Here is a 26134-nt window from a genome sequence, read left to right on the forward strand (position 1 = left end):
ATTAATGTAATTGTAATTTTAATAGACGACTTTATTTATTATGAAAAAAACCACACTGTCTGTGATTGCCAAACAGGCAAATTTATCGATTGCATCGGTATCTAGGGTGCTTAAAAAACCTCATTTAACCTCTGTTTCTACGCAATCTAAAGTTTACCAAGCGATTGAAGCGTTAAATATTGATATAAGTTGTAATTTAAAGCCTCATAGCCATTCTAATAAATCTAATTACATTTTAGTTTTGGATAATCAATTTACGCCATACACATTAATTAACTATGGATTAGAGCAGACATTAAGGCAAGCAGGTTTTACACTATTTTATTTTCGCTTTCCATACCAATCGAGAACGGATATTCATCACTTAATTCAATTTATCAACCAGAACACCTTTACCGGAATTTTAGTGATTAATGATGCACCTTACTTAAGTGAGCTTGAGCAATTTAAAAAAGCATTGCCACCAATTGTTTTAATAAATCATTTTTCGCGTAATTTTACGTGTGTTTATTTTGATCATTTGATGATCGGTTATCAAATAACGCAATATTTGTTAGAAAACGCACATCAAAAAATCGCAATTTTGATGAATGATAACAATAAAATTTGTTCCACACTTTTTTTGCAAGGGTATCAACAAGCATTACTCAGAGCAAATATAGAATTCAATCCTCACTATCTTGTTGAGCATTGCATTAGTTATGAACATGGCAGAGCTGCCATAAAAAAACTAGTCAATAGCAATAATCCACCTTCAGCGATTATTTGTGGTGATAACAGTAGTTTGAGCTATCTCGAGAAGAATCATCATAATTTGCAATGTCATCTTTCCGATTATCATGTTGTTTTAGGTGCATTACATCAAGCCAATGAAAGTCAAGCTCAGCTAGTTCGTCCGCTTACTATAACCTATGTGGGACATGCAACTACAAGACAATACAACGAACTAGACAAGTTAAGTCGAATAAATAAACCATTGTATAAAATGGGCCAAGATTCCGCTAATTTGCTTTGTCAACATATTGATAATGATATAAAAAACGTTAAAAGCTATCACATTATAGAAGCAGAACCCCGTTTTTACTAATGATTAACATCCACTTTAAATTTAACTCGATATTGCGAGCAATAAATAACATAAATTATCTAGGTAATAATGTTCAATAATCAAACTGATATCAGGCGTTTTGGTGATAGTTGATTAAATTTTTGTATACCAATACCGATAAACTGTTGTTCTTGATAAATTCGAACTAATGTTTCGCTTGATACTGATGTATCAAGTACAATATTTCGACCTAACAATATATCTTTTCCTTGAATATCAGTTAAAGTAACTTTTGGATAATCTTGCACAGGACTATCTACTGGCATGAGTAAAGCTTGTTTATCGTTAATGTGTTGTAATTCATCCAAGCTTATCATTTTATCAATCGGATAATTTGATACTTGCAAACGTCTTAAATAAATAACATGCGCGCCACAGCCAAGTAGTTCGCCCAAATCATCAATAATGGTTCGAATATAAGTGCCCTTCGAGCAATGTATTTCTAATGTTAATTGGTTATTATCGGGATTAAATTGAATAAATTGATTTTGGTAGACAGTGATAGGCCTTGCTTCACGTTCAATCACAATACCTTGACGGGCATATTCATATAAGGGTTTACCTTGATATTTTAATGCTGAAAACATGGTTGGTACTTGTAAAATATCGCCACGAAAGTGCGTTAATGCTTCATCAATTTGTGATTGAGAAATATTAACAACTTTAGAACAAATAATTTGACCATCAGCATCTGAAGTATCAGTTCGTTCGCCTAACTTGGCAATCACTCGATAGCGTTTATCTGAATCTAAAAGGTATTGCGAAAATTTGGTTGCCTCACCAAAACAAATCGGTAACATGCCTGTTGCTAAAGGATCGAGTGCACCTGTATGCCCTGCTTTTTTTGCATTAAACAACCTTTTTACTTTTTGCAATGCATCATTGGAAGTCATACCTTGCGGTTTATCTAACAATAAAACGCCGTGAATGTCACGGCGAATTTTTTTTGTATTCATCATTGGTGCTTTATATTCAATGTTTAAGTTTTTTAATAATTATTTGCTAAGTATAATTTTAACTTTTTAGCTAATCTTTATGCCGTTCATTGTCTTGTCTAATCACATCAGACACTAAATTAGACATTTGCATTCCTTTAACCAGTGACTCATCATAAAAGAATTTGATTTCAGGAATAATGCGTAAACGCATCGCTTTACCAATTAAGGTTCGAATATATCCTTTTGCATCATTAAGCACCGTTAATCCTTGCTCAATAACTTGTGGATCATCATCATTAAGAAAAGTTACAAATACTTTGGCATAGGAAAGATCGCGCGAAATATCTACGCCAGAAACAGTGACCATTCCTAATCGTGGATCTTTGATTTCTCGTTGTAAGATGATCGCAATCTCTTTTTGTAATTCATGCCCAACTCGTGATGAGCGGCTAAATGTTTTTGCCATATCTATTTTCCTTAAAAAATGAATAAGCAAGGATTAAACCTTGCTTATAACATGTTTGGTAATGATTAAATGGTACGCTTGATTTCGATGGTTTCGAACACTTCGATGCTGTCACCAACACGAACATCATTGTAGTTACGTACACCAATACCGCATTCCATACCATTACGTACTTCATTAACATCATCTTTGAAGCGTCGTAAGGATTCAAGTTCACCTTCATAGATAACAACGTTATCACGAAGTACGCGAATTGGATTATGGCGTTTAACCACACCTTCTGTAACCATACAACCAGCGATTGCACCAAATTTTGGTGATTTAAATACATCACGCACTTCAGCAAGACCAATAATTTCTTGTTTGTATTCAGGTGCAAGCATACCGCTCATGGCTTGTTTAACTTCGTCAATTAAGTCATAAATAACAGAATAGTAACGAAGATCTAAGTTTTCAGATTCAATAACCTTACGAGCCGATGCATCAGCACGAACATTAAAGCCTAAAATAATTGCATTAGATGCCGCCGCAAGTGATGCATCAGTTTCGGTAATTCCACCCACGCCTGAACCAATGATTTTAACTTTAACTTCATCTGTTGATAGTTTAAGTAATGAATCAGAAATTGCTTCAACCGAACCTTGTACGTCAGCTTTAAGAACGATATTAAGTTCAGAAACATCACCTTCTGTCATGTTAGTAAACATGTTTTCAAGTTTCGCTTTTTGTTGACGTGCAAGTTTCACATCACGGAATTTACCTTGACGATAGAGCGCAACTTCACGCGCTTTCTTTTCATCACGAACAACTGTTGCTTCATCACCTGCTGATGGTACGCCAGAAAGACCTAAAATCTCAACCGGAATTGATGGACCGGCTTCGGTAACTTCCTTACCTAATTCGTTACGCATTGCACGAATACGACCATATTCAAAACCACATAGTACGATATCGCCTTTTCGTAAAGTACCTGATTGAACTAGCACTGTTGCAACTGAACCACGTCCTTTATCTAAGAATGATTCAATAACCACTCCGCTTGCCATTCCTGTTTCATAAGCAGTAAGTTCAAGTACTTCGGCTTGTAATAAAATCGCTTCAAGTAATTGATCGATACCTGTACCTGCTTTAGCTGATACGTGTACAAATTGCGTATCACCGCCCCAATCTTCTGACATTACGCCATATTGGGCAAGTTCACCTTTTACACGCTCAGGATCGGCCTCTGGTTTGTCAATTTTATTCACTGCAACAACGATTGGCACATTTGCCGCTTTCGCATGTTGAATAGCTTCAATAGTTTGTGGCATCACACCATCATCAGCCGCTACAACTAATACCACGATATCGGTTGCTTTAGCACCACGAGCACGCATTGACGTAAATGCAGCATGGCCTGGTGTATCTAAAAAGGTGATTTCGCCATTTGGTGTTTTTACATGGTAAGCACCGATGTGCTGAGTAATACCACCAGCTTCACCCGATGCCACTTTTGCTTTACGAATGTAGTCAAGTAATGAAGTTTTACCATGATCAACATGCCCCATGATAGTGACGACAGGTGCACGAGCAACTTTTTCTGCACCAGTATCACGGTCGCTCATTAGGGATTCTTCAAGTTCGTTTTCACGACGAAGTACCACTTTGTGTCCCATTTCTTCGGCAACAAGTTGTGCAGTTTCCTGATCGATAACCTGATTAATGGTTGCCATTGCGCCCATCTTCATCATGGTTTTAATCACTTCTGAACCTTTAACAGCCATTTTATTAGCAAGTTCAGCAACAGTAATCGTTTCACCAATGACTACATCACGGTTAACGGCTTGAACAGGTTTAGTAAAGCTTTGTTGCAATGCACTTTTACCTTTCTTTTTGTGACCACTACGCGTAACTGCGCGGGCTTCTTCTCGTTCAGCTTTACCTTCAGATAATTTACTAGCTTTTTTCTGTTTAGTTTGTTTACCGCCACGACCTCGGCCTCGACCACCTTCGACTTCACGGTCGGTATCATCTTCAGCAGCGCGTGCATATTTAGATGTGGTGACATGATAATCATCATCTTCACTATTGTCGTTATCATCAGTATCACTATATTGCTCTGCTAGTTTACGAGCTTCTTCGGCCATACGTTTAGCATCTTCTTCTAATTTTCGACGATTTTCTTCTTCAGCTTTACGTTTTATTTCGTTGGCTTCTGCTTCTAAACGCGCTTTTTCTTCTTGTGCTTTTTTTACTTTAGGATCCGTTGTCGGCTCTTGCACAGGTTTAGCGGCTTGCTGTTTAGCTTTCTCTTCTTGAGCACGTTTTTTAGCCTCTTCTTCGCGTTTTTTAGCTTCTTGCTCTGCGGCTAACTTCGCTTTCTCTTCAGCTTCTTTACGTGCTTGTAATTCTGCTAATTCTGCTTCTTGTTTAGCTTTTTCAGCTTCTAGACGTGCTTTTTCTTGCTCGGCAGCAATTTCAGCCGGATCGCGTTTTACAAAAGTACGTTTTTTACGGACTTCGACTTTAATTTCTTTGCTTTTGCCACCCGCACTTGACACATTCAACGTTGAATGAGTTTTACGTTGTAGTGTTAATTTTGTTGGACCTTGCTGAGGATTTAAGTGCGCAAGCAAAGCTTCTTTTTCCTTTTGTGTAACAGTGTCAGACGCGGTTTTTTTCATCCCAGCATCGGCAAACTGTTGCAAAAGTGTTTGCACTGGAGTATTTATCTCTTGAGCCAGTGTTTCGATTGATACTTTGGTCATGTATTACTTTCCCTCAATTATTCATTTGCAAACCAACAAATATTACGTGCAGCCATAATAAAATCGCCAGCTTGTTTACTTGTTAAACCTTCAATATCCACGAGATCATCGGTACCTTGTTCTGCTAAATCTTCCAAAGTAATAACGTCATGTTGGGCTAATTGGTAGGCTAATTCTTGTGTCATACCCGGTAAATCTAATAAATCTTGCGCCGGTCTTTTATCACCACTATGAGCAAGAGCTAAGGTTGTTAAAGCATCTTTTGCGCGATTTCTTAATGCTTCAACCAGTTCTTCATCAAGCTCTTCAATTTCAAGTAATTCATCAACCGGTACATAAGCAAGTTCTTCTAGCGAAGTAAAACCTTCTTCAACTAATAGTTGTGCAAGATCTTCTTCAATGTCTAAATGCTTCATTAAGTTACTGATTGCAGCGAACGATTCGGCATGATGTTTTTCTTGTAAATCTTCGGTACTCATTACATTTAATGTCCAACCCGTAAGTTGCGACGCTAAACGGATATTTTGACCATTACGACCAATAGCCTGTGGTAAAGTATCAGCATTGACAGCCACATCCATTGTATGTTTATCTTCATCAACAACAATTGACACAACGTCAGCAGGTGCCATAGCATTAATCACGTACTGTGCAGGGTTATCATCCCACAATACGATATCAATACGTTCACCGCCAAACTCATTCGAAACTGCTTGGACTCGAGCGCCTCGCATACCAACACATGCACCAACTGGATCGATACGACGGTCGTTACTGCTAACAGCAATTTTAGCGCGAGAACCCGGATCACGAGCAACACCTTTGATGTCGATCATCTCTTCACCAATTTCAGGAACTTCAATACGGAATAGCTCTTCCATCATCTCTGGGTTAGACCGGCTAATGCATAGCTGTGCGGGCTTATTGTCTTGTTCAACCAGATATAGAATACCGCGTACACGATCGCCAATACGGAAGTTTTCACGTGGCAACATATCATGACGTGACATCATTGCATCGGCATTGTTACCTAAATCTAAAATCACGCTATCGCGATTGGTTTTTTTGACGATACCCGTTACGATTTCACCAATTCGGTTTCTAAACATGTCAATGACCATTGCACGCTCAGCTTCGCGCACTTTTTGCACAATAACTTGTTTCGCCGTTTGCGTTGTAATTCGGTCAAAAGCAACAGATTCAATTTGTTCTTGAACATAGTCACCAATTTTTAATGTTGGATCTTCATATTGCGCTGCTTCTAGGGTTATTTCTTTAGTTGGTTGCGTAACTTCATTAACCACCAACCAACGGCGAAATGTATCATAATCCCCAGTTTTATGATCAATTTTTACCACAACATCAATATCAACATTATGTTTCTTTTTAGTGGCTGTTGCTAATGCGGTTTCTAACGCTTCAAAAATTTTGTCACGCGTTAGTGCTTTTTCATTTGATACTGCTTCAACAACAGCTAAAATTTCTTTATTCATCCTTTACACCCGTACTCTATTTAAGGTTAAAATTAGGTACTATATTTGCTTTTTGAATATTGCTAAAAGCAAACACTTCATCGTTATTATCCACCGTTAGTGTAATCATCTCATTATCAATGGATTTTATCTGTCCTTTCCATTTGCGACGATTAGCAACAGGAATACGCAGACTAATTGTGACTTCTTCACCAACAAAACGTTGATAGTGCTCTAACGTAAACAGTGGTCTGTCCATACCAGGTGATGAAACTTCAAGGTTATAGGCATCTTTGATAGGATCTTCCACATCAAGCACAGCGCTAATTTGTCGGCTAACATCAGCACAATCATCAACAGTTATACCGTTTTCACTATCTATATAAACTCGTAACACTGGGTAACGGCCACGAATGTATTCAACGCCAACTAACTCAAAACCAAGGGCATTCACAGGTTCTTGTATGATATCCGTCAATTGCTGTTCTATATTAGCCAAACAAACCTCCACTGCAAAAAATAAAAAAAGGGCATATAGCCCAACATTCCTTTTAAACTTACGCTTAAATCAAAACACGAAAAAAAACCTCGACATGCGAGGCTACATTTAAAACTAACTATAATGAAGCCACTTGATTCGAACTTTCACGCAATAAAAAGGGTAAATTGATTTATGAATGAAAATCTAAGTGGTTGCGGGGGCTGGATTTGAACCAACGACCTTCGGGTTATGAGCCCGACGAGCTACCAAGCTGCTCCACCCCGCGATAGATGGTTGAAGATTATACCTTATTTTAAATAAAGTGCAACGTGTAATAATGTTAATTTTAGCAAATATAGCTGAAGTAATTGATTAATCTAACAGAATAAATTTCAGTCTTTTTTACAAAACAAATGTAAAATAAGTAAGCAAAACGGCATAATCAAATCAATAAAAAAATAAAATATTCCGCTGAATTATCAGCGGAAAAAAATTATTTAGACGTCGCTAATTTCATCTTTTTGACAAAATTGTTCAATTCACTGAGCATTTTTTCAGGTTCATCTAGATTTTTCTCGATAATTTTGACTGTAGCTGATCCTGCGATCGCACCAGCTGCACCTGATTTAATTGCTTCACTCACTTGTGAGGGTTCTGAGATACCAAATCCTTGAATAGCTGGTGGCGCGCCATACTGAGTCAATTTTTGGATTAAATGCGTTAAAGGTTTGTTGGCGCGATTTTCAGTACCGGTTACGCCAGCACGTGACACAAGATAGGTGTAACCTTTACCCAATTCAGCTATTTTTTTAATAACTTCGTCATCGGCATTTGGTGGGCAAATAAAGATTGGCGCAATCTTATATTTTTCTGCATGTTTGGTAAATTCTTGTGCATACTCAACCGGTAAATCAGCAATTAATACTGAATCTACGCCAGCTTTTGCACATTTCGCATAGAAGTTATCAATACCATTTTTAAAAACTAAATTAGCATAGATGAGTAAGCCAATAGGAATATCAGTATGATAACTTCTGATTTGAGTTAATATCTCAAAACATTTTTCAACACTAATACCACCTTTAAAAGCGCGAATATTAGCATTTTGTATAGTTGGGCCATCTGCCATTGGGTCAGAAAATGGAATACCCAGCTCTAACGCATCCGCACCGGCATCAATTAAAGTTTGAATTATTCGTAAAGAGAGTTCTGGATTAGGATCCCCAACAGGAACAAAAGGAACAAATGCGCCCCGCTTTTCTTGATTTAATTTATCAAATAATTTTTGATAACGGTTCATTCAATTTCTCCTTTTGCTTTTAAAATATCATAAACAGTAAAGATATCTTTATCTCCACGACCGGATAGATTGACAATCAACAACTGTTCTTTATTAGGATTTTCTTTGATCATCTTTAGTGCATAAGCTAAAGCATGCGATGATTCTAACGCAGGAATGATACCCTCATGACGCGACAACGCTTTGAAGGCATCTAACGCTTCATCATCAGTAATAGAAACATATTGCGCACGGCCGATACTATCTAAATAAGCATGTTGAGGTCCAACCGATGGAAAATCAAGGCCCGCTGATATCGAATACGACTCTTCAATTTGCCCTTCATCAGTTTGCATCATTGGTGATTTCATACCAAAGTAGATACCCAATTTACCATGTTTTAATGATGCACCATGTTCACCGCTTTCAATGCCGTGTCCACCCGGTTCAACACCAATTAAGCGTACTGATTTTTCTTCAATGAAATTCGCAAACATACCAATTGCATTAGATCCACCGCCAACACAAGCAATCACGGCATCAGGCAAACGTCCCTCTTTTTCTAATATTTGCTGTTTGGCTTCGCGGCTAATCATCTGCTGAAATTCACGTACAATAGTCGGGAAAGGATGCGGACCTGCTGCGGTACCAAGCATATAGTGAGCTTTTTCATAACTTCCTGACCAGTCACGCAATGCTTCGTTACAAGCATCTTTTAAAGTAGCAGATCCTGTTTCAACCGGAATCACAGTCGCTCCCATTAATCGCATTCTAAACACATTAGGCGCTTGCCGTTTAACATCTTTTGCGCCCATATAAATACGGCATTTTAAGCCAAGTAACGCACAGGCCAGTGCTGATGCAACGCCATGCTGCCCTGCACCGGTTTCGGCAATAATTTCGGTTTTGCCCATACGTTTGGCTAGTAACGCTTGCCCTAATACTTGATTGGTCTTGTGTGCACCGCCATGTACAAGATCTTCACGTTTTAAATAGAGTTTAGTTTTAGTACCTGCTGTTAAGTTTTTACATAAAGTAAGCGCAGTTGGTCGGCCGGCATAATTGACTAATAAATCATTAAACTCTTTTTGAAAACTTGGATCATGAATCGCTGATAAAAAAGCATCCTCAAGTTGCTCAAGCACAGGCATCAATATTTGAGGGACATACTGCCCGCCAAACTCACCAAAATAAGGATTTAATTTTGACATAACTATTCCTTTTAACATTAATTAAATTTGTTCAAATACAGCTTGAATTTTGTGTTTATCTTTAATACCCGGCGAAATTTCGACACCAGAATTTAAATCCACCCCAATCACATTTGTAGCTAAAGCATTTTTTATATTTTGCGGATTAATGCCGCCGGCTAAAATCACATTAGTTAAATCTTGCCCAGCAAGTAGTGACCAATCAAAGCTTTTACCCGTTCCCCCAGCACCATGATCGAATATGTAACGATTGACTAACGGATTATTGTGTTCGGGGATGGTATTGCTGATACTTAATGCTTTCCAAATCTGACAATTTTTAGGTAATTTTTCACGTAATAATTGGATATATTGGTTATCTTCATCACCATGCAATTGAACAGCATAAAGTGAAAGTTGTTCAGCTATTTGACAAACTTGATCTATCGTTTCATTTTTAAACACACCTACCCAATTTAGCGGCGCAGCTGAAATGACTCTACGGGCATTTATTGGCGAGATATAACGAGGTGATTTTGGTGCAAATATCAATCCACCATATACCGCACCCGCTTGGTAAGCAGCTATCGCATCTTCAGCACGAGTTAAACCACAAACTTTATTTTCACCCAGCATGACTTTACGAATCGCTAAGGTTAAATTAGGTTCTGACATCAGCGCGCTACCAATTAAAAAACCATTAGCAAACTGACTTAATTCTTTAACCTGATTATGTGTGTAAATCCCCGATTCGCTGATAATAATGCGATCATCAGGAATGGTTTTTGATAGATTTTTAACGCGATTTAAATCGACACTCAAATCACGCAAATTACGATTATTAATACCTATCACTTTAGCACCAAGTGCAATTGCTCGTTCCACTTCGGCTTGTGTGCTTGCCTCGGTTAATATGCCCATATTAAGTTGATGAGCGATATGGCTTAAGTGACGATACTCATCATCATTGACGACTGATAGCATTAATAAAATGGCATCGGCTTGATAATAACGCGCTAAGTAAATTTGATATTCATCAATAATAAAGTCTTTGCAAAGAACAGGCTGAGTTACCTCATTACGTACGATAGGCAAAAACTCAAAACGTCCTTGAAAATATTTTTCGTCGGTCAACACCGAAATAGCCGAAGCATAATCTTTATACACTTTGGCAATAGTTGCAGGATCAAAATCATCCCGAATTAACCCTTTTGACGGTGAGGCTTTTTTACATTCTAAAATAAATGCTGTTTTAGTTTGATTTAATGATTGATAAAAATCACGATCACTAGGCTTCACATCCATTTTAAATGTTTCAAGCGGTTTTGATGCTTGCTGTGAGACTAACCAACTTTGTTTATCTTCGATAATTTTTTTCAATACGGTTGCCATTTCAACATTTTCCGTTAATGCTGCAATTGCCATATCTTTCTCCACTGTTATCTTGCCGCTAATTGCTGTAATAGTTGATAAGCTTTACCACTACGCATCATTTCAATCGCTTGTTTAGCATTTTGTTTTAAGTCGGACTGACCAAACAAACTCATTAACATCGCAACGTTAGCGGCAATCGCTGCTTCATGAGCCGGTTTGCCATGTCCTTGTAAAATCGCAATTAACATATCACGATTCATCTCTGGCGTGCCACCTTCAATATCTTTTAATGTATATTGCTGTAAGCCAAAATCTTGCGGTGTTAACGTAAAGTAACGAATTTTGCCATTATGCACTTCAGCCACTTGCGTTTCACCATGAATCGCAACTTCATCCATTCCTGAACCATGTACCACATAGGCATGGGTATAACCTAACATAGTTAACGTTTCAGCAATCGGTTTGATTAAATCTGGGTGATATACCCCTAATAAAATTCGTTTAGGACGAGACGGATTAATGAGCGGCCCTAGTACATTAAAAATAGTTCGAGTCTTTAACTGCTGACGAACCGGCGCGGCATGACGAAAACCTGAATGATATTGCTGAGCAAATAAAAAACATACACCAAGTTCATCTAACGCCTTACGCGAATCTTCAGCCGGCATATTTAACTTAATGCCTAAAGCAGACAACACGTCTGATGAACCTGATTTACTCGACACCCCACGGTTACCATGTTTAGCCACCTTATAACCTAACGCAGCAGCCACAAAGGCACTGGCGGTTGAAATATTAATACTGTTGGTACCATCACCGCCTGTTCCGACAATATCGGTAAACGCATAATCTGGAATAGCAAAACTATCGGCATTTTCAAGCAACGCTTGCGCGGCTCCTGCGATTTCATCGGGCTTTTCACCGCGAACTTTCATACTAATTATTGCAGTTGCCAATACCGTCGGTTCGATTTTACCTTGAATAATTAAGTTGAACAGTATTTTACTTTCTTGTTGGCTTAATACCTGTCCTAAATATAATTTATTGAGAATAGGTTGAACATTATACTCTTGCTTATCAATAATGGCTTCTTGTTTTGGTTGCGCTGTTTGTTGTGATGGATTAAGCGCCCACTCAATGGTTTGCTCAAGCAGTTTTACCCCTTGAATAGTTAAAATTGATTCGGGATGAAACTGAAAACCACACACCCGATCCTCATCATTACGCACCGCCATCACAATATTATTACACAAGGCATTAATGGTTAGAGTTTTAGGAATATTTTCGCCTTTTAATGAATGATACCGCGCGACCGGTAATGGATTAGGTAAGCCTTTGAACATAGCTTGTTCATCGTGTTCAATAAGTGAAGCTTTGCCATGTAAAATATCACCCGCCGGTACAATGCTTCCACCATAAGACTCAACAATCGCCTGATGACCAAGGCAGATACCTATAATCGGTAATTTACCTTTTAGGCGTTTAAGTAATTCTGGCATACAACCTGCTTCACTTGGTGCGCCGGGTCCTGGCGATAACATCAAAATCGGATTTTGCATTTGTGATAGTTTTTCAACTATAACATCAGCCGGGATCGTATTACGGTAAATCGTCACATTATGTTGGCTATTACGTAGTTGATCGACGAGGTTATAAGTAAAAGAATCAATATTATCAATAAATAAAATATTAGCCATTAGAATACACCTTCTACATTATGTGCTGCCATAATTGCTCTAACCACAGCGCGCGCTTTATTACGTGATTCGTCGGATTCAAATTGTGGTTCAGAATCTAAAACCACGCCGCCTCCTGCTTGAACAGTCGCTATGCCGTTTTCAACATAAGCACTACGAATCACAATACACGTATCAAGGTCACCATTGGCAGTAAAATACCCTACTGCCCCACCATAGCTACCTCGTTTAACTTTTTCTGATTCGGCAATCAATTGCATTGCACGAATTTTGGGCGCACCGGTTAATGTCCCCATATTCATGGTCGCTTGATAAGCATGAAGTGCATCTAAATCTTCACGTAATTGACCAATGACTTTAGACACCAAATGCATCACAAACGAATAGCGATCAACTTTGAGTAAATCTTTAGTATATCGTGTACCTGGCTGACAAATACGTGCTAAATCATTACGAGCTAAATCCACTAACATTAAATGTTCTGCCAGTTCTTTCTTGTCGGTACGCATATCTAACTCTAAACGACTATCTAAATCATAATCAATGTCGCCATTAGCGGTTAAGCCTCGAGGACGCGTTCCGGCAATAGGATAGATTTCAACTTGATTGGTGGCTTTACTATATTTAAGTGCGCTTTCTGGTGAAGCACCAAATAACACAAAATCCTTATCTTGCATATAAAACATATAAGGGCTTGGATTATTAGTTTTAAGAAGTTGATAGGCAGACAAAGGCTTAGGACAAGGCAGTATAAAACGACGAGATGGCACTGCTTGAAATATTTCGCCTTGTTGAATCGCATCTTGCATCTTTTTAACTATGGTATTAAAGTCATCATCACTTTTATTACAATCAACAATAATATTGGCAAGGGATTGAGTAGGAATTGGCTTTATCGGTTGGTTTAACAAAGTTTGCAGCTCATCAATACGTTTGGCTAAACGTTCCACTTCGTTGGGTTCAGCTGTGAAAGCGGTCGCTTTTAATATTGAAACGTGATTTTGATGATTAATTTCTAATAACGTTTCAGCTAAATAAAAACAAAAATCTTGGCAGCGCATATCAGTAGGGAGTTTAGGTAAATTTTCAAAACCAGCCACCAAATCATAACTAAATAGCCCGCCAACAAAAATCGCATCATGGCTTGCTTGTTTCGAATAATTCACAAGACTAAGTAGCGTTCTTAACGCATCAAAAACGGATAGCGATTTTAATCGAGAATCCTCATCTTGCATGGCATCAACTTGAGGAAACACCAATGTCAACTTTGACGTTTCAGCTTCAACTTTCACAGTACTTGTTGAAAATGCATCGGCAAGTAAAGGTAACAACGTTTGCCCATTTGAAGTTAAAGCTTCAAATATCACCTGTTGATCGATTGCCGAAATGCGTAACGCACTATCCACAATCATCACACTTTTTATGCCTTGCTTGTTATCGATTTCGGCTGATTCAAGCAGCAATGTAGCTGGCTTGTCATGACATAATTGATAAAATACCTGAGTCGGATCTTGATAATAACCAATGGTTTTGGTTATCTGCGATAATGTTGGCTTATTCATTGTTGACTCTCTATTTTTAAATTTTTATTTAAACTATGCATTTGATTATGAAAAACTAAAAACCCGCGCTAAGCGGGTTTTATAAACAAAGACAATGCTTTATCAAATCACCCGCCCAAAGTGATACGCCACCAACCAAAATTAGCGAATTTGCAAGCAATCAAATAAAAGTATTGTGATTTCATGATTATTATTAATGTAAAATGAATGTTGTACTATTAAACTAGTTCATTGATGCAATGTCAAGTGAATATTTTGTGTGCAGAAATAAAATTTATTTTAGTATATCAATAGCAAGTTCAACCAAAGGATGCTATTTGTTATAAAGCATCCTTTGTAAAAATTAGCGCAACGGCATTTCGGATTGAATCACTTTAACCAACTTAGATCTTGGTTTTGACGAAATACGAAAGTGGTTAGTAATCCATAATTTATGATGTGCTTCACATTGCGGACCTAAATAAATCTTCTCAATATAATCTTCCACCGTTTTGTAATTAATAAATAAACTGCTGGCTTGAACATAATCTGTCGGCGCTTGAATTTTTTCATCGGCAATATTTGTGATATAAATCATTCGACATTCATCTTCATCTTCAAATGCAGCATGTTTAATTAAGCACGAGATAGGCATGACGGCTAAGGTAATTAATTGATCGAGAATAGAAAGATTTTTTACCTTTCCGTTTACCTTTAATTTTTTTATTTTTTGTTTTATTTGATTTAATATCTTTTTAATTGTTTTAATTTTATGCTCTTCATCTAATTGGGTTAGGTAGTCATTCCATTTTTCTTCAATTTCAGATGCAGAACTTTCTCGGTGCTCCAGATAAAAAGAAAATTTATTACGTTTGGCAAGACTAATATATTCATTATTTGGATCAAAATACAAACAACGGAACAAAGATAAATCATGAAAGGAGGGTTGTGTTAACGGTTCGTTCTTCTCATTAGCATCAGTTTTATTATCAATAAAATCTTGTTTTGGTGTTTTAACTGATGTGAATTTATTTAAATGATTAATACCATCAGGATTGATGCTGTGTTCAACATCGTCGCCAAAAAAATTTTGATTAAATACTACACTGACACTGGAGCCGACAATATTGTTTTCATTGCCATATAAACGAAATTGATTTAACGAATTGTGATTAAATGAAAAACTGGCTAAAAAGCTTTTAATTTCACTATCCCTATCTGTTTTAATATTAAGCCAACTAGTGAGTACCTGATTTTCAGTGGGATCATTCATAAAATCAACCACATTTAAACGGAAATCGCTAGGCTCATTTTTTAAAAGACTAAATAACACGCCCGGTCTGGTATAATGCGCAACCTGCCGTTCATATTGTTTGTTTTGACTTTTTAACTTTTTATTTAATTTAAATGTAACCAGTAACTGCTTCTGAATATTTTCTGCTAATGTTCTGATATCACAAATGTACTGAGTAACTGATTGCTCGCGTTTATTGGCATCGGCAAATAATGTAGAAGCTTCATTATTATTATCAATGACTGATAACATGATTTGAGCAATAGTATAAAGCATAAATAAATCATTGGAATAAGATACATTCAGATAATATTCTTCTGCTTTTTTTAAACTACCTTTTGTTTGATTAAAATAGATATTATCCCCTAAATAAATATTTGCCATATTTGAAATTTTAAGATCAGAGCTCTTATAACATTGTAAGAAACATTGACTGGCTTTGTTATAAAGCTGTTTTTCAATTTGATAGATAAGACCTAAATTCCATTGAGCCCTAACATAAACATCGGCATTATCCTGTTTTTTCACCCGTAAATAATGGCGTTCTGCCTTTTCGATATCCTGTTTTTTAAATTGGTAGATAAGGGCTAAATTCCATTGTGCCCTAGCATAAGCATCGGCATTATCTTCTCTTTGTACCTGTAAATAATGGTATTCTGCCTGCTCGATATCCTGTTTTTCTTCTTGGTAAATACCCGCTAAATTCAATTGTGCTTTAGCATAAGCATCGGCATTATCCTGCCTTTGTACCTGTAAATAATGGTGTTCTGCCTGCTCGATATCCTGTTTTTCTTCTTGGTAAATACCCGCTAAATTCAATTGTGCCTTAGCATAAGCATCGGCATTATCCTGCCTTTGTACCTGTAAATAATAGTGTTCTGCCTGCTCAATATCCTGTTTTTCAACTTGGTAAATAAGTGCTAAATTCCATTGAGCCTCGGCATAAACATCAGCATTATCCTGCTTTTTCACCTGTAAATAATGGTATTCTGCCTGCTCGATATCCTGTTTTTCTTCTTCGTAAATACCCGCTAAATTAAATTGTGCCTTAGCATAAGCATCGGCATTACCCTCCCTTTTCACCCGTAAATAATGGCGTTCTGCCTTTTCGATATCCTGTTTTTTAAATTGGTAAATAAGTGCTAAATTACATTGTGCCCTAGCATAAGCATCGGCATTATCCTCCCTTTGTACCTGTAAATAATGGTGTTCTGCCTGCTCGATATCCTGTTTTTCTTCTTCGTAAATAAGCGCTAAATTGTATTGTGCCTTAGCATAAGCATCGGCATTATCCTGCCTTTGTACCTGTAAATAATGGTGTTCTGCCTGCGCTATGTTATTTTTTTCATCTTGATAGATCTGGGCTAATTTGAACTGAGCTTCGGCATATAATGTCGAATTACCTAGCTTTTTAACCTTTAATAAATGTTTGATTGCGGCTTCACTATTTTTTTTATCCAAAAAATAAATTTTGGCTAATTCAAATTGAGCCTCTGAATATGCTTCATCGCCATCGTTTTTGGTGATTTTTTTTAAATCTGCAATTCTCTGCTCGATCGTTTGTTGTTTAATATTTTGTTCAACTATTTTCTCTTCCATTATTATTCCTATTCTGTTTTTCTTGTCATATTTAATCGTAGTAAACAATTAAACGACAGCCAGTATGTGCTGGGCTGGAATGATTCTTGTTGGTTAAAATTAGCGCATCGTTTAAATTAATATACACAGTTTAGCGTTAAGTTAAAAAATCACCAAAAATTTAACAAGGGATAGAGCAAAAATATGACTAAAAATAAATTAGCTTCATAAAATCAATAATAAATAACATAAAGATTATTTATTAATAACTGGTCAAAAAATCTCATAGCCATTAGAATGCTTATACCGCTTAAATTCATATTACTAAGAGAAATTAATCTATGCCTATATTTTATATTTTTATCGGTATCATCGTGTTACTCGCACTAATCACCGTTTTAAAATGCATTACCATTGTTCCGCAAGGTTATCAATACACCATTGAGCGTTTTGGTAAATACACCCACACACTTGAACCGGGATTGAATATCATTATTCCTTTTATGGATGGGATTGGTCGTAAAATTAATATGATGGAACAAGTGCTTGATATTCCATCACAAGAAGTTATATCAAAAGATAATGCCAACGTACAAATTGATGCCGTTTGCTTTATTCAAGTGCAAGACGCAGCTAGAGCAGCTTATCAAGTTAATCAACTTGAACGTGCTGTGATTAATTTAATGATGACCAATATTCGTACGGTACTCGGCAGCATGGAACTTGATGAAATGCTATCACAACGTGATCATATCAACTCAAAATTACTTAGCATTGTTGATGATGCAACAAACCCTTGGGGCATTAAAATCACCCGTATTGAAATTCGAGATGTTCGCCCGCCGGCAGAACTTATTGCCGCGATGAATGCACAAATGAAAGCAGAACGTAATAAACGTGCGGAAATTCTGGAAGCTGAAGGTGTTCGTCAGGCAGCAATACTACGTTCAGAAGGTGAAAAACAGTCCGAAATATTAAAGGCCGAAGGTGAACGACAAGCCGCATTTTTACAAGCCGAAGCCCGTGAACGTGCGGCCGAAGCCGAAGCAAAAGCCACACAAATGGTGTCTGATGCAATCGCAGCAGGTAATATTAATGCGGTTAATTACTTTGTTGCACAAAAATATACTGAAGCGCTACAACAAATTGGATCGGCAAATAACAGTAAAGTCATTATGATGCCTTTAGATGCATCAAGTTTAATGGGCAGTATTGGTGGCATTGCGGAGCTAATTAAAAACTCTAAATGATGTCACAAGGTAGTTTCCGAACTGGTTGTATATATTTTCCAAGGTACTTTAAAACAAGTTATTTTGGAATTAAATAAATACTTTTGCAATTTCAATTAGGTAATTAGGTAAATTAAACGATGACTGATATTTTAACCGTTATTTATAATTCCCCTCATTGGGTATTTTTTATTTTAGGGGGAACATTATTAATTGCAGAATTGCTTGGTACTGGTGGCTACTCACTTTGGAGCGGTATCGCTGCAATTGTTGTTGGTCTTATTGCTTGGATTTTGCCTCTGTCTTGGCCTGTTCTATGGATTTTATTTGCTATATTTACCTTGGTTTCAGCATATTTATGGTGGCTATGGCTTAAAAAGTCTGGGCAAAGCAAACCGAATAGCAACGAAATTAATCAACCACAACAAGATTTAATTGGTATTAAAACCCTTGTTACCGACGCCATTATCAATGGCTCAGGCCGAGTCAAAATCAAAGACGGCACTTGGCCAGCACAATGTGATATTAATTTACCGGTTGGTCATGCTGTTGAAGTTATCGCGGTTAATGGTCTAGTTTTAACGGTACAACCAATAAAAAACTAGTCACATTTTGCTTTTTACCAGTAAAAAACGCGCTTTAGGCGCGTTTTTTTAGATTGATAATAGTTGAAAAGCAATAATAACAAACTGTTGTTCGTTAGGGTAAATATCACTAATGATTTTTTTCAGTTCAGTTAAGCTCATATTTTCTTGCTTAGCGTGTTCTTCAGTCAATTGATTGAGTGTTACAGGCGTCACATTAGTAATTTTTATACTACAAAAATATGAATCCGTTTCAAAAACGCCTACTCGCAACACATCACCAACGTTAAAATGTGATTCACTTTTATCACGAATAGTAATCGTTTTTAAACCTGCCAAAATATCTGATTTAAAACGTTGGTAAAACGTTATATCATTTTTCACAACGATCATCCTTTTTATTACAAAAAAAGTTAAGGTTTGATACCGATCACTTGCCAATTATGGTTAGATTCATCAGTAATTTTACCTTTTTTGACGTCTGTAATATATTTTATCGTCATATTACGGATGGTGCCTTGTTCATCACCAAAAGCGGTTCGCGAGTCCCAAGTTGGTTGAACACGTCTTCCTTCTAATGGCCCACCTTTTTTGACTAACATTTCGTAACGATAAGCGTTCATACCTAATTTTAGCTTCATATCCGCAGTGATAGCCTGACCATTAAGCAATGTTAAATTTTTAATTCGCTCACCAACCGGTTGAGTTAAATCAATAGTATATTTGACCCCACCAAACATATCGTAAGTCATATATTTTGACGCGCCACGAATCGGATCATATTGATAATTTTTATCGCCGGGTTGTACTTGTGCAAAATAAGCAGCCGACCATTCCATATAGTCTTTTAGATCTTGACCGGTGACTTCGAATATACTGGTTTCACCAGCGGTATATTGATAATTATTGGCGATATCTTTACGCGTGATTGGACCTTTATTTAGTATTGCTTTTTTATTATCAACCAACACAGATGTCACATCCGCACCACTATAATATAATTGAACGGCATTGAGTAAATGAGTTAGCCCTGTTTCTTCAAGGTAAATCGCAGGAATACCATGAATCATTTGCTGGGGAACCAAATCACGATCGGTTTCACCAATAACCTGATTGGCTATTTCCCTTAATTGTTCATGATAAGGCGCATAGATTTTTTCAATTGCCGGATCGGCGGCATACGATTTAACTGGCTGTGTTTCGGCTTTTTTATTAACTAAAGAGGTTTTGTTTTTTTCAAGATCAAAGGTTAAATCAACCACCGAAACCACGGTACCATAACGATGTGGTTCAGTAATCAAAACATTATTTATCACTTTTTCACTTATATTTTGATGATTGTGCCCGGCTATAATCACATCGATATCGGGCACTTGGTTAGCCACATCAGCAACACCTGTACCTGGTTTATTATTTTCATTATCCACTCCCATATGAGTAACTAAAACAATAGCATCAACATGTTGTTGTTTTAAATTTTCAACTTGTTTTTGTATTTCTGGAATTGGCATAGTGAATTCCATTTGTTTCACATAACCTGTTTTATCTTCATATTCAGGTACAAATGGTGTCGTTGCCCCAATAAAACCAATTTTTACGCCATCTTTTTCAATAATAGATGTAGCGGGTAAATAGGCTTTACCAGAGTCTTTATAAAAGATATTCGCTGCCAATGTTTTACCTTTAAATTCAGCAACAATTTTATCGACAACTGGCATGCCAAAATTAAATTCATGGTTACCTAATACCATAATGTCATATTTCATAGTATTAAGAGCCTCAATAGCTGGATGATTTTTCACATCGTGAAAACGTTCAATTTGGTTATCTTGAATAATATCACCCGCATCAACTAAAATGACATTAGGGTGATGCTCACGAAACTGATTAACAAAGGTAGATATTTGTGCGTAAGAACCGGATAAATCGGCCTTATCAGTGCCATAATCCCAAGGTAACATTCGTCCATGAACATCGGAAGTTGCTAAAATAGCGACATTTACCTGTTTAGCCAACAGTGGCAAGGGACTAGATAAGGCGATAATCGTGAATAATGATAACAATCTTTTATTGAGTAACATTTTAAGCTCCTTTAAAACTCGACAAACAAATAATCTTCCCTATACGAAAATAAAATGACTGATACGTTAAAAGCATCGTTCATTTATAATCACAACTCGCAATAAGATAATATTAAATGATATAAAAATACCCAACAATATAACAATATTATTGGGTATGAGATAGACAACCATCAATATTTCTTGACGACTTGATAACTAACGTCGTTAATAATACAGACTTAATGTGACATTGAAGTTTTTACACCACCTTCAGGAATTGGCACATAAGCTGTTTCTTTATCTGTTCTTTGTTTATTATTACGTACTTTTAATGCAGTTTTAATACCAAAGAAAATAATACTGTAAACAACCACTAAAAATAGAATACTTAAACCCGCATTAGTATAATTGTTAATAACGATATGGTGCATATTATCAATTTGTTGCGCGGTTAATTCACTACCTTCAGCAATGCGACGTTTATATTCATTGGCTAAATAGAAGAAACCTTCTAATTGCGGATCATTACTGAATAATTTCAATGCTAATGCCCATGTTGTACAGATGAGTAACCATATTGCTGGAATAATTGTCACCCAAATATATTGAGCACGTTTCATTTTAATTAACACAACCGTTGCTAAAACTAACGCAACCGCAGCTAACATTTGATTTGAGATACCGAATAATGGCCATAAGCTCTTAACACCACCTAATGGATCAACAACGCCTTGATAGAGTAAGTAGCCCCATAAACCAACACAACCCACTGTACCAATAAAACCGGCAATAAGTGAATCGGTTTTTTTCAAGAATGGGACAAAGTTACCTAAAAGATCTTGTAACATAAAACGACCAGAACGAGTACCGGCATCAAGTGCAGTTAAGATAAATAAGGCTTCAAATAAAATACCAAAGTGATACCAAAAGCCCATATTGGCACCAGGAATAATCTGATGGAACACGTGAGCAATACCTACCGCTAGCGTTGGCGCACCACCGGCACGATTAAGCACTGACGGTTCACCAATATCTTTGGCTGTTTGTAAAATTTCGTCAGGTGAAATGACAAATCCCCACGAACTAACAGTTGCAGCAGCATGGGCTGTCACATCTTTAAGTTGTTCCATTATTATTGGCGCTTGATCAGTACCTAATTTATGCAAATCAGGCATAGTAATCCCTAAAGCTGCCGGTGGAGTATTCATAGCAAAATAAAGACCTGGTTCAATAATTGAAGCAGCGACTAATGCCATCATGGCAACGAATGACTCCATTAACATTGCACCATAACCGATGAAGCGAGCATCCGTTTCGTTAGCAAGTAATTTTGGCGTTGTACCTGATGAAATTAATGCATGGAAGCCAGAAACAGCACCACAAGCAATCGTAATAAATAAGAATGGGAAAAGTGAACCTTTCCAAACTGGACCGGTACCATCAACATATTGGGTCACATCTGGCATTTTTAAATCAGGATTTAAGATCACAATACCAATAGCTAAACCAACAATTACGCCGATTTTTAAAAATGTCGCTAAATAATCACGAGGTGCTAGGATTAACCAAACAGGTAACATTGCTGAAACTAAAGCATAGCCCACTAATACATAAGTAATAGTCGTTGCTTTGAAAGTTAAAGCTGGTCCCCAATATGCATCATGTGCAATTACGCCACCAAACCATATTGATAACACTAATAACACAATACCAATAACAGATACTTCTAATACCCGTCCTGGTCTTAAAAATCGCATATAAATACCCATAAATAAGGCAATAGGTACTGTTGAGCAAACAGTAAATACACCCCAAGGGCTTTCAGCTAGCGCTTTAACCACAATCAATGCTAAAACCGCAAGTATTATAAGCATGATAAGGAAGCAACCAAATAGCGCTATGGTGCCAGGAATGGCCCCCATCTCTTCTTTAATCATTTCGCCCAAAGATGAGCCATTACGTCTAGAAGATAAAAATAGAACCATAAAGTCTTGTACCGCACCGGCAAACACGACACCTGCAAGTAACCAAAGTGTGCCTGGTAAGTACCCTACTTGAGCGGCAAGTACCGGCCCAACCAACGGACCTGCACCGGCAATGGCAGCAAAATGGTGACCAAATAATACATATTTATTAGTCGGTACAAAGTTTAAACCGTCATTATTAATGACAGCAGGGGTTGCACGCGTCGGGTCTAATTGCATGACCTTTTTAGCGATATACAAACTGTAATATCGGTACGCGACAAGATAAATTGAAACAGCAGCAGCAACAATCCATAGTGCGCTGACATGTTCACCTCGCCGTAATGCAATTACGGCTAAACAACATGCACCAATAAAGGCTAAGATCAGCCATGGAATATGCTTAAAGACTTTATTATTCATAATAACTCTCTTCATGGGTTTTAAATTTAATTAGTTCGAAATTTAACACCATTTAAAACAGATATAGACTTACTATGTTTTGATATTAAAAAAACCATCATTTTTAATTTCATTAAAATAGCTTGTCTGTATTGTTATAGCCTAAAATATCAACTAAAAGTTCCTTTACATCCAAGCATATAGTAATTTTTTAATGAATATAGAGGTATCGATATTTAAGTTATAGGTTAAATAGAAAAGATGAGTGGTTAAATTTAACGGATGAGTGGTTTTTACGAATTACAACAAAAACTATAATCCCAACATCTCTTTGAGTTGTTTTAAATAACGACGGCTAACAGGAACTGAAATATCATTATTTAAAATAATATCAACGCCATTTGTATCATTGAAACGAATTTCTTTAAGCTTTTTTAAATTAACCAAATATTGACGATGACAGCGGATCAATGGAGTTTTATCTTCTAGAGTTTTTAAGGTTAATTCGGTAAAGTATTCTTGATTGGTTTGGTTAAAAACATAAATGCCGCTAATTTTAGATGACACATAATAGACATCCTCAATATTCAACAGATAAATACGATTATGCCCAACACATGGAATATACTCAAAATCCTGCTTGATTCCTTTTAATTGGCAAATATCACAAGGAATACAGTGATGATGCAATCGATTTAGCGTTTTATGTAAGCGCTCTGATTCAACAGGTTTCAATAAGTAATCAAAAGCTTGCTCTTCAAAGGCTTTGACCGCAAACTCACTATAAGCAGTTAAAAACACTATATGTGGCATGGTTTTAGGATCTAACATAGATAACATTTCAATACCATTTATTTTCGGCATTTGAATATCTAAAAAAACCACATCAGGTTGCAAACGATGAATCTCTCGAATCGCTTCCATTGCATTATTACATTCAGCAACAATATTAATTTCAGGATCACTTTCAAGCAAGCAACGTAAATTTTCACGGGCAAGCAATTCATCATCTACAATAATTACATCTAACATTGGATACAGCTTTCCTTTTGTAAAGGCAATGTTAATACTACTTTAGTATAAGTATCAGGTTCACATTCTATTTTTATTCCGTATTGCTCACCATAACGAATATTAATTCGTTTATCAACCAAATTTAGACCTAATCCTTTTGTGTCTTTTTTATTTTCGCAGTAGTTACCAGCGTTATCCATAACCTCTAAAACTAATGTTTGATTTTGTTCATAGGCATAAATCGCCACTTTTCCTTTACCAATTAATTGCGAAGTACCATGTTTAATCGCATTTTCCACTATCGGTTGTAGTGAAAAAGCCGGTAACTGAGCCGATTCTAAATGTGGGGGAATAGTTATTTCGACAGTCAATTGTTCCATAAAGCGCATTTTTTCAATTTGCAAATAAGCATTAACATGCTCAATTTCGTCTTTAAGCGTAACAATTTCATCGGTTCGCTTAAGATTTTTGCGAAAGAAAGTCGAAAGATTCTGCACTAATTGTGATGCTTGTTGTTTATCTCGACGAATAACGGCCAATAGCGTATTGAGCGCATTAAATAAAAAATGAGGATTAACTTGAGCGTGCAATAATTTAATCTCAGTTTTAGATAATAATTGTTTGTAGTGCTCATTTTGCCCAGCTAAAATTTGTGCGGACAGTAAACTGGCGATGCCTTCACCAAGCGTACGATTGATCGAACTAAACAATGTATTTTTGGCTTCATAAAGTTTAATTGTGCCAACAACAGTATTGTTTTCACCTCTCAGCGGAATAACTAACGTTGAACCTAAGCGGCAATATTTATTAATTGAACATTGATAAGGTTGATGAATGCCATCAAGATATTTAACATCATTTTGTTCAATCGCTTCTAAAGTAACATTAGAAGTAATTGGTGTGCCGGGTAGATGATGGTCATCACCAACACCAATAAATGCTAAGATTTTTTCTCTATCAGTGATCGAAACTGCACCAATATCTAACTCTTGATAAATAATTTGTGCAACTTTAGTACTATTACTTTGATTAAAACCATCACGAAGCAACCCTTCGGTACTTGCGGCAATCTTAAGTGCCTTTGCGGAAAAGGCAGACGTATATCGTTCAAAAATAGCGCGCCTGTCGAGTAAAATTCGCATAAACATAGCAGCGCCAATACTATTAGCCACAATCATAGGCGCAGCAATACTTTTAACTGCATGTAAAACCACGTCAAAAGGACGTGAAATTAAGAGCACCATTATCATTTCAAGCGATTCGACTAATAAGCCTAAAACCCCGACTAACAACGGATTATAGATAAGATCAACTCGACCTTTTTTCATTAAGCCATAATGCAATAGACCACTAATCAATCCTGTTAAAATAGTTGAAAACATACAACTTTCAGCGGTAATTCCACCTAACGTATAACGATGAATTCCTCCAGTTATCCCAACTAATAGCCCGACCATGGGACCGCCAAGCAGGCCGCCTAAAATAGCACCAATGGCTCGGGTGTTGGCTATTGTGTCTTCAATGTGTAAACCAAAATAACTGCCCATAATACAAAATAGAGAAAAGATGCAATAGCAGACTAACTTATGAGGTAAATGCACAGTCACTTGCATTAATGGAATAACAATAGGTGTTTTACTTAGTAGATAAGCGATAACTAAATAAATACACATTTGTTGAAGAAGTTGTAAAACAAGATCAAATTCAAACATA

19 protein-coding genes and 1 tRNA gene are annotated in these 26134 nt (G+C 36.7%); 3 read left to right on the plus strand and 17 right to left on the minus strand.

Going from position 1 to position 26134, the window contains the following annotated elements:
• Window positions 1-40: 40 nt before the first annotated feature.
• Complete coding sequence (locus A9G03_RS06765; protein ID WP_065798775.1) at window positions 41-1087, plus strand: LacI family DNA-binding transcriptional regulator; 1047 nt, start codon at window positions 41-43, stop codon at window positions 1085-1087.
• Between the two features lie 80 nt (window positions 1088-1167).
• Here A9G03_RS06765 and truB read toward each other — a convergent pair whose 3' ends face one another.
• The 12 genes from truB to A9G03_RS06825 all read right to left on the minus strand — a co-directional run bounded on the left by truB (window position 1168) and on the right by A9G03_RS06825 (window position 17186).
• Window positions 1168-2067 (minus strand): tRNA pseudouridine(55) synthase TruB, encoded by a 900-nt coding sequence (gene truB, locus A9G03_RS06770; RefSeq protein ID WP_065633370.1) that lies wholly within the window; start codon window positions 2065-2067, stop codon window positions 1168-1170.
• Window positions 2068-2134: 67 nt separating this feature from the next.
• Window positions 2135-2512 (minus strand): 30S ribosome-binding factor RbfA, encoded by a 378-nt coding sequence (rbfA, locus tag A9G03_RS06775; RefSeq protein ID WP_065798776.1) that lies wholly within the window; start codon window positions 2510-2512, stop codon window positions 2135-2137.
• 65 nt (window positions 2513-2577) lie between these two features.
• Window positions 2578-5259, minus strand: a complete 2682-nt coding sequence (gene infB, locus A9G03_RS06780) for a translation initiation factor IF-2 (protein WP_065798777.1) — start codon at window positions 5257-5259, stop codon at window positions 2578-2580.
• A gap of 17 nt (window positions 5260-5276) precedes the next feature.
• On the minus strand, window positions 5277-6752 hold the full coding sequence (gene nusA / locus A9G03_RS06785; RefSeq protein WP_065798778.1) for a transcription termination factor NusA: 1476 nt from the start codon (window positions 6750-6752) through the stop codon (window positions 5277-5279).
• A 16-nt stretch (window positions 6753-6768) separates the two neighbouring features.
• Window positions 6769-7230 (minus strand): ribosome maturation factor RimP, encoded by a 462-nt coding sequence (gene rimP, locus A9G03_RS06790; RefSeq protein WP_065633366.1) that lies wholly within the window; start codon window positions 7228-7230, stop codon window positions 6769-6771.
• A 191-nt stretch (window positions 7231-7421) separates the two neighbouring features.
• Window positions 7422-7498: transfer RNA gene (locus tag A9G03_RS06795), tRNA-Met, on the minus strand.
• Window positions 7499-7705: 207 nt separating this feature from the next.
• Window positions 7706-8512, minus strand: coding sequence for a tryptophan synthase subunit alpha (gene trpA, locus A9G03_RS06800; RefSeq protein WP_065798779.1), 807 nt, complete (start codon window positions 8510-8512; stop codon window positions 7706-7708).
• The gene (gene trpB / locus A9G03_RS06805; protein WP_065633364.1) at window positions 8509-9702 is read right to left on the minus strand and encodes a tryptophan synthase subunit beta; all 1194 of its coding nucleotides are present in this window, start codon (window positions 9700-9702) and stop codon (window positions 8509-8511) included. Before trpB ends, trpA begins: the two co-directional genes overlap by 4 nt.
• Before the next feature lie 21 nt (window positions 9703-9723).
• The gene (gene trpCF, locus A9G03_RS06810; RefSeq protein WP_065798780.1) at window positions 9724-11106 is read right to left on the minus strand and encodes a bifunctional indole-3-glycerol-phosphate synthase TrpC/phosphoribosylanthranilate isomerase TrpF; all 1383 of its coding nucleotides are present in this window, start codon (window positions 11104-11106) and stop codon (window positions 9724-9726) included.
• Window positions 11107-11120: 14 nt separating this feature from the next.
• Window positions 11121-12752, minus strand: coding sequence for a bifunctional anthranilate synthase glutamate amidotransferase component TrpG/anthranilate phosphoribosyltransferase TrpD (trpD, locus tag A9G03_RS06815; RefSeq protein WP_065633362.1), 1632 nt, complete (start codon window positions 12750-12752; stop codon window positions 11121-11123).
• Window positions 12752-14314: an anthranilate synthase component 1 gene (locus A9G03_RS06820; protein WP_065798781.1), complete on the minus strand. Its 1563-nt coding sequence runs from the start codon at window positions 14312-14314 to the stop codon at window positions 12752-12754. Before A9G03_RS06820 ends, trpD begins: the two co-directional genes overlap by 1 nt.
• A gap of 343 nt (window positions 14315-14657) precedes the next feature.
• Window positions 14658-17186: an SEL1-like repeat protein gene (locus A9G03_RS06825; protein ID WP_065798782.1), complete on the minus strand. Its 2529-nt coding sequence runs from the start codon at window positions 17184-17186 to the stop codon at window positions 14658-14660.
• 320 nt (window positions 17187-17506) lie between these two features.
• Here A9G03_RS06825 and A9G03_RS06830 point away from each other — a divergent pair, with 320 nt between their 5' ends.
• On the plus strand, window positions 17507-18415 hold the full coding sequence (locus A9G03_RS06830) for an SPFH domain-containing protein (protein WP_065633359.1): 909 nt from the start codon (window positions 17507-17509) through the stop codon (window positions 18413-18415).
• A gap of 119 nt (window positions 18416-18534) precedes the next feature.
• Complete coding sequence (locus A9G03_RS06835) at window positions 18535-18999, plus strand: NfeD family protein (protein ID WP_065633358.1); 465 nt, start codon at window positions 18535-18537, stop codon at window positions 18997-18999.
• 48 nt (window positions 19000-19047) lie between these two features.
• Here A9G03_RS06835 and yqfB read toward each other — a convergent pair whose 3' ends face one another.
• The 5 genes from yqfB to A9G03_RS06860 all read right to left on the minus strand — a co-directional run bounded on the left by yqfB (window position 19048) and on the right by A9G03_RS06860 (window position 26133).
• Entirely contained in the window at window positions 19048-19362 is a 315-nt protein-coding gene (gene yqfB / locus A9G03_RS06840; RefSeq protein WP_335340459.1) for a N(4)-acetylcytidine aminohydrolase, read from the minus strand.
• Window positions 19363-19391: 29 nt separating this feature from the next.
• The gene (locus A9G03_RS06845; RefSeq protein ID WP_065798784.1) at window positions 19392-21059 is read right to left on the minus strand and encodes a bifunctional metallophosphatase/5'-nucleotidase; all 1668 of its coding nucleotides are present in this window, start codon (window positions 21057-21059) and stop codon (window positions 19392-19394) included.
• Window positions 21060-21280: 221 nt separating this feature from the next.
• Complete coding sequence (locus A9G03_RS06850; protein WP_065798785.1) at window positions 21281-23428, minus strand: carbon starvation CstA family protein; 2148 nt, start codon at window positions 23426-23428, stop codon at window positions 21281-21283.
• Window positions 23429-23719: 291 nt separating this feature from the next.
• The gene (gene btsR / locus A9G03_RS06855; RefSeq protein WP_065798786.1) at window positions 23720-24439 is read right to left on the minus strand and encodes a two-component system response regulator BtsR; all 720 of its coding nucleotides are present in this window, start codon (window positions 24437-24439) and stop codon (window positions 23720-23722) included.
• Window positions 24433-26133, minus strand: a complete 1701-nt coding sequence (locus A9G03_RS06860) for a sensor histidine kinase (RefSeq protein WP_065633353.1) — start codon at window positions 26131-26133, stop codon at window positions 24433-24435. The genes btsR and A9G03_RS06860 overlap by 7 nt, the downstream gene beginning before the upstream one ends.
• Window position 26134 lies beyond the last annotated feature (1 nt).

The organism is Gilliamella sp. wkB171 (assembly GCF_001693755.1).
Classification (GTDB): domain Bacteria; phylum Pseudomonadota; class Gammaproteobacteria; order Enterobacterales; family Orbaceae; genus Gilliamella; species Gilliamella apicola_F.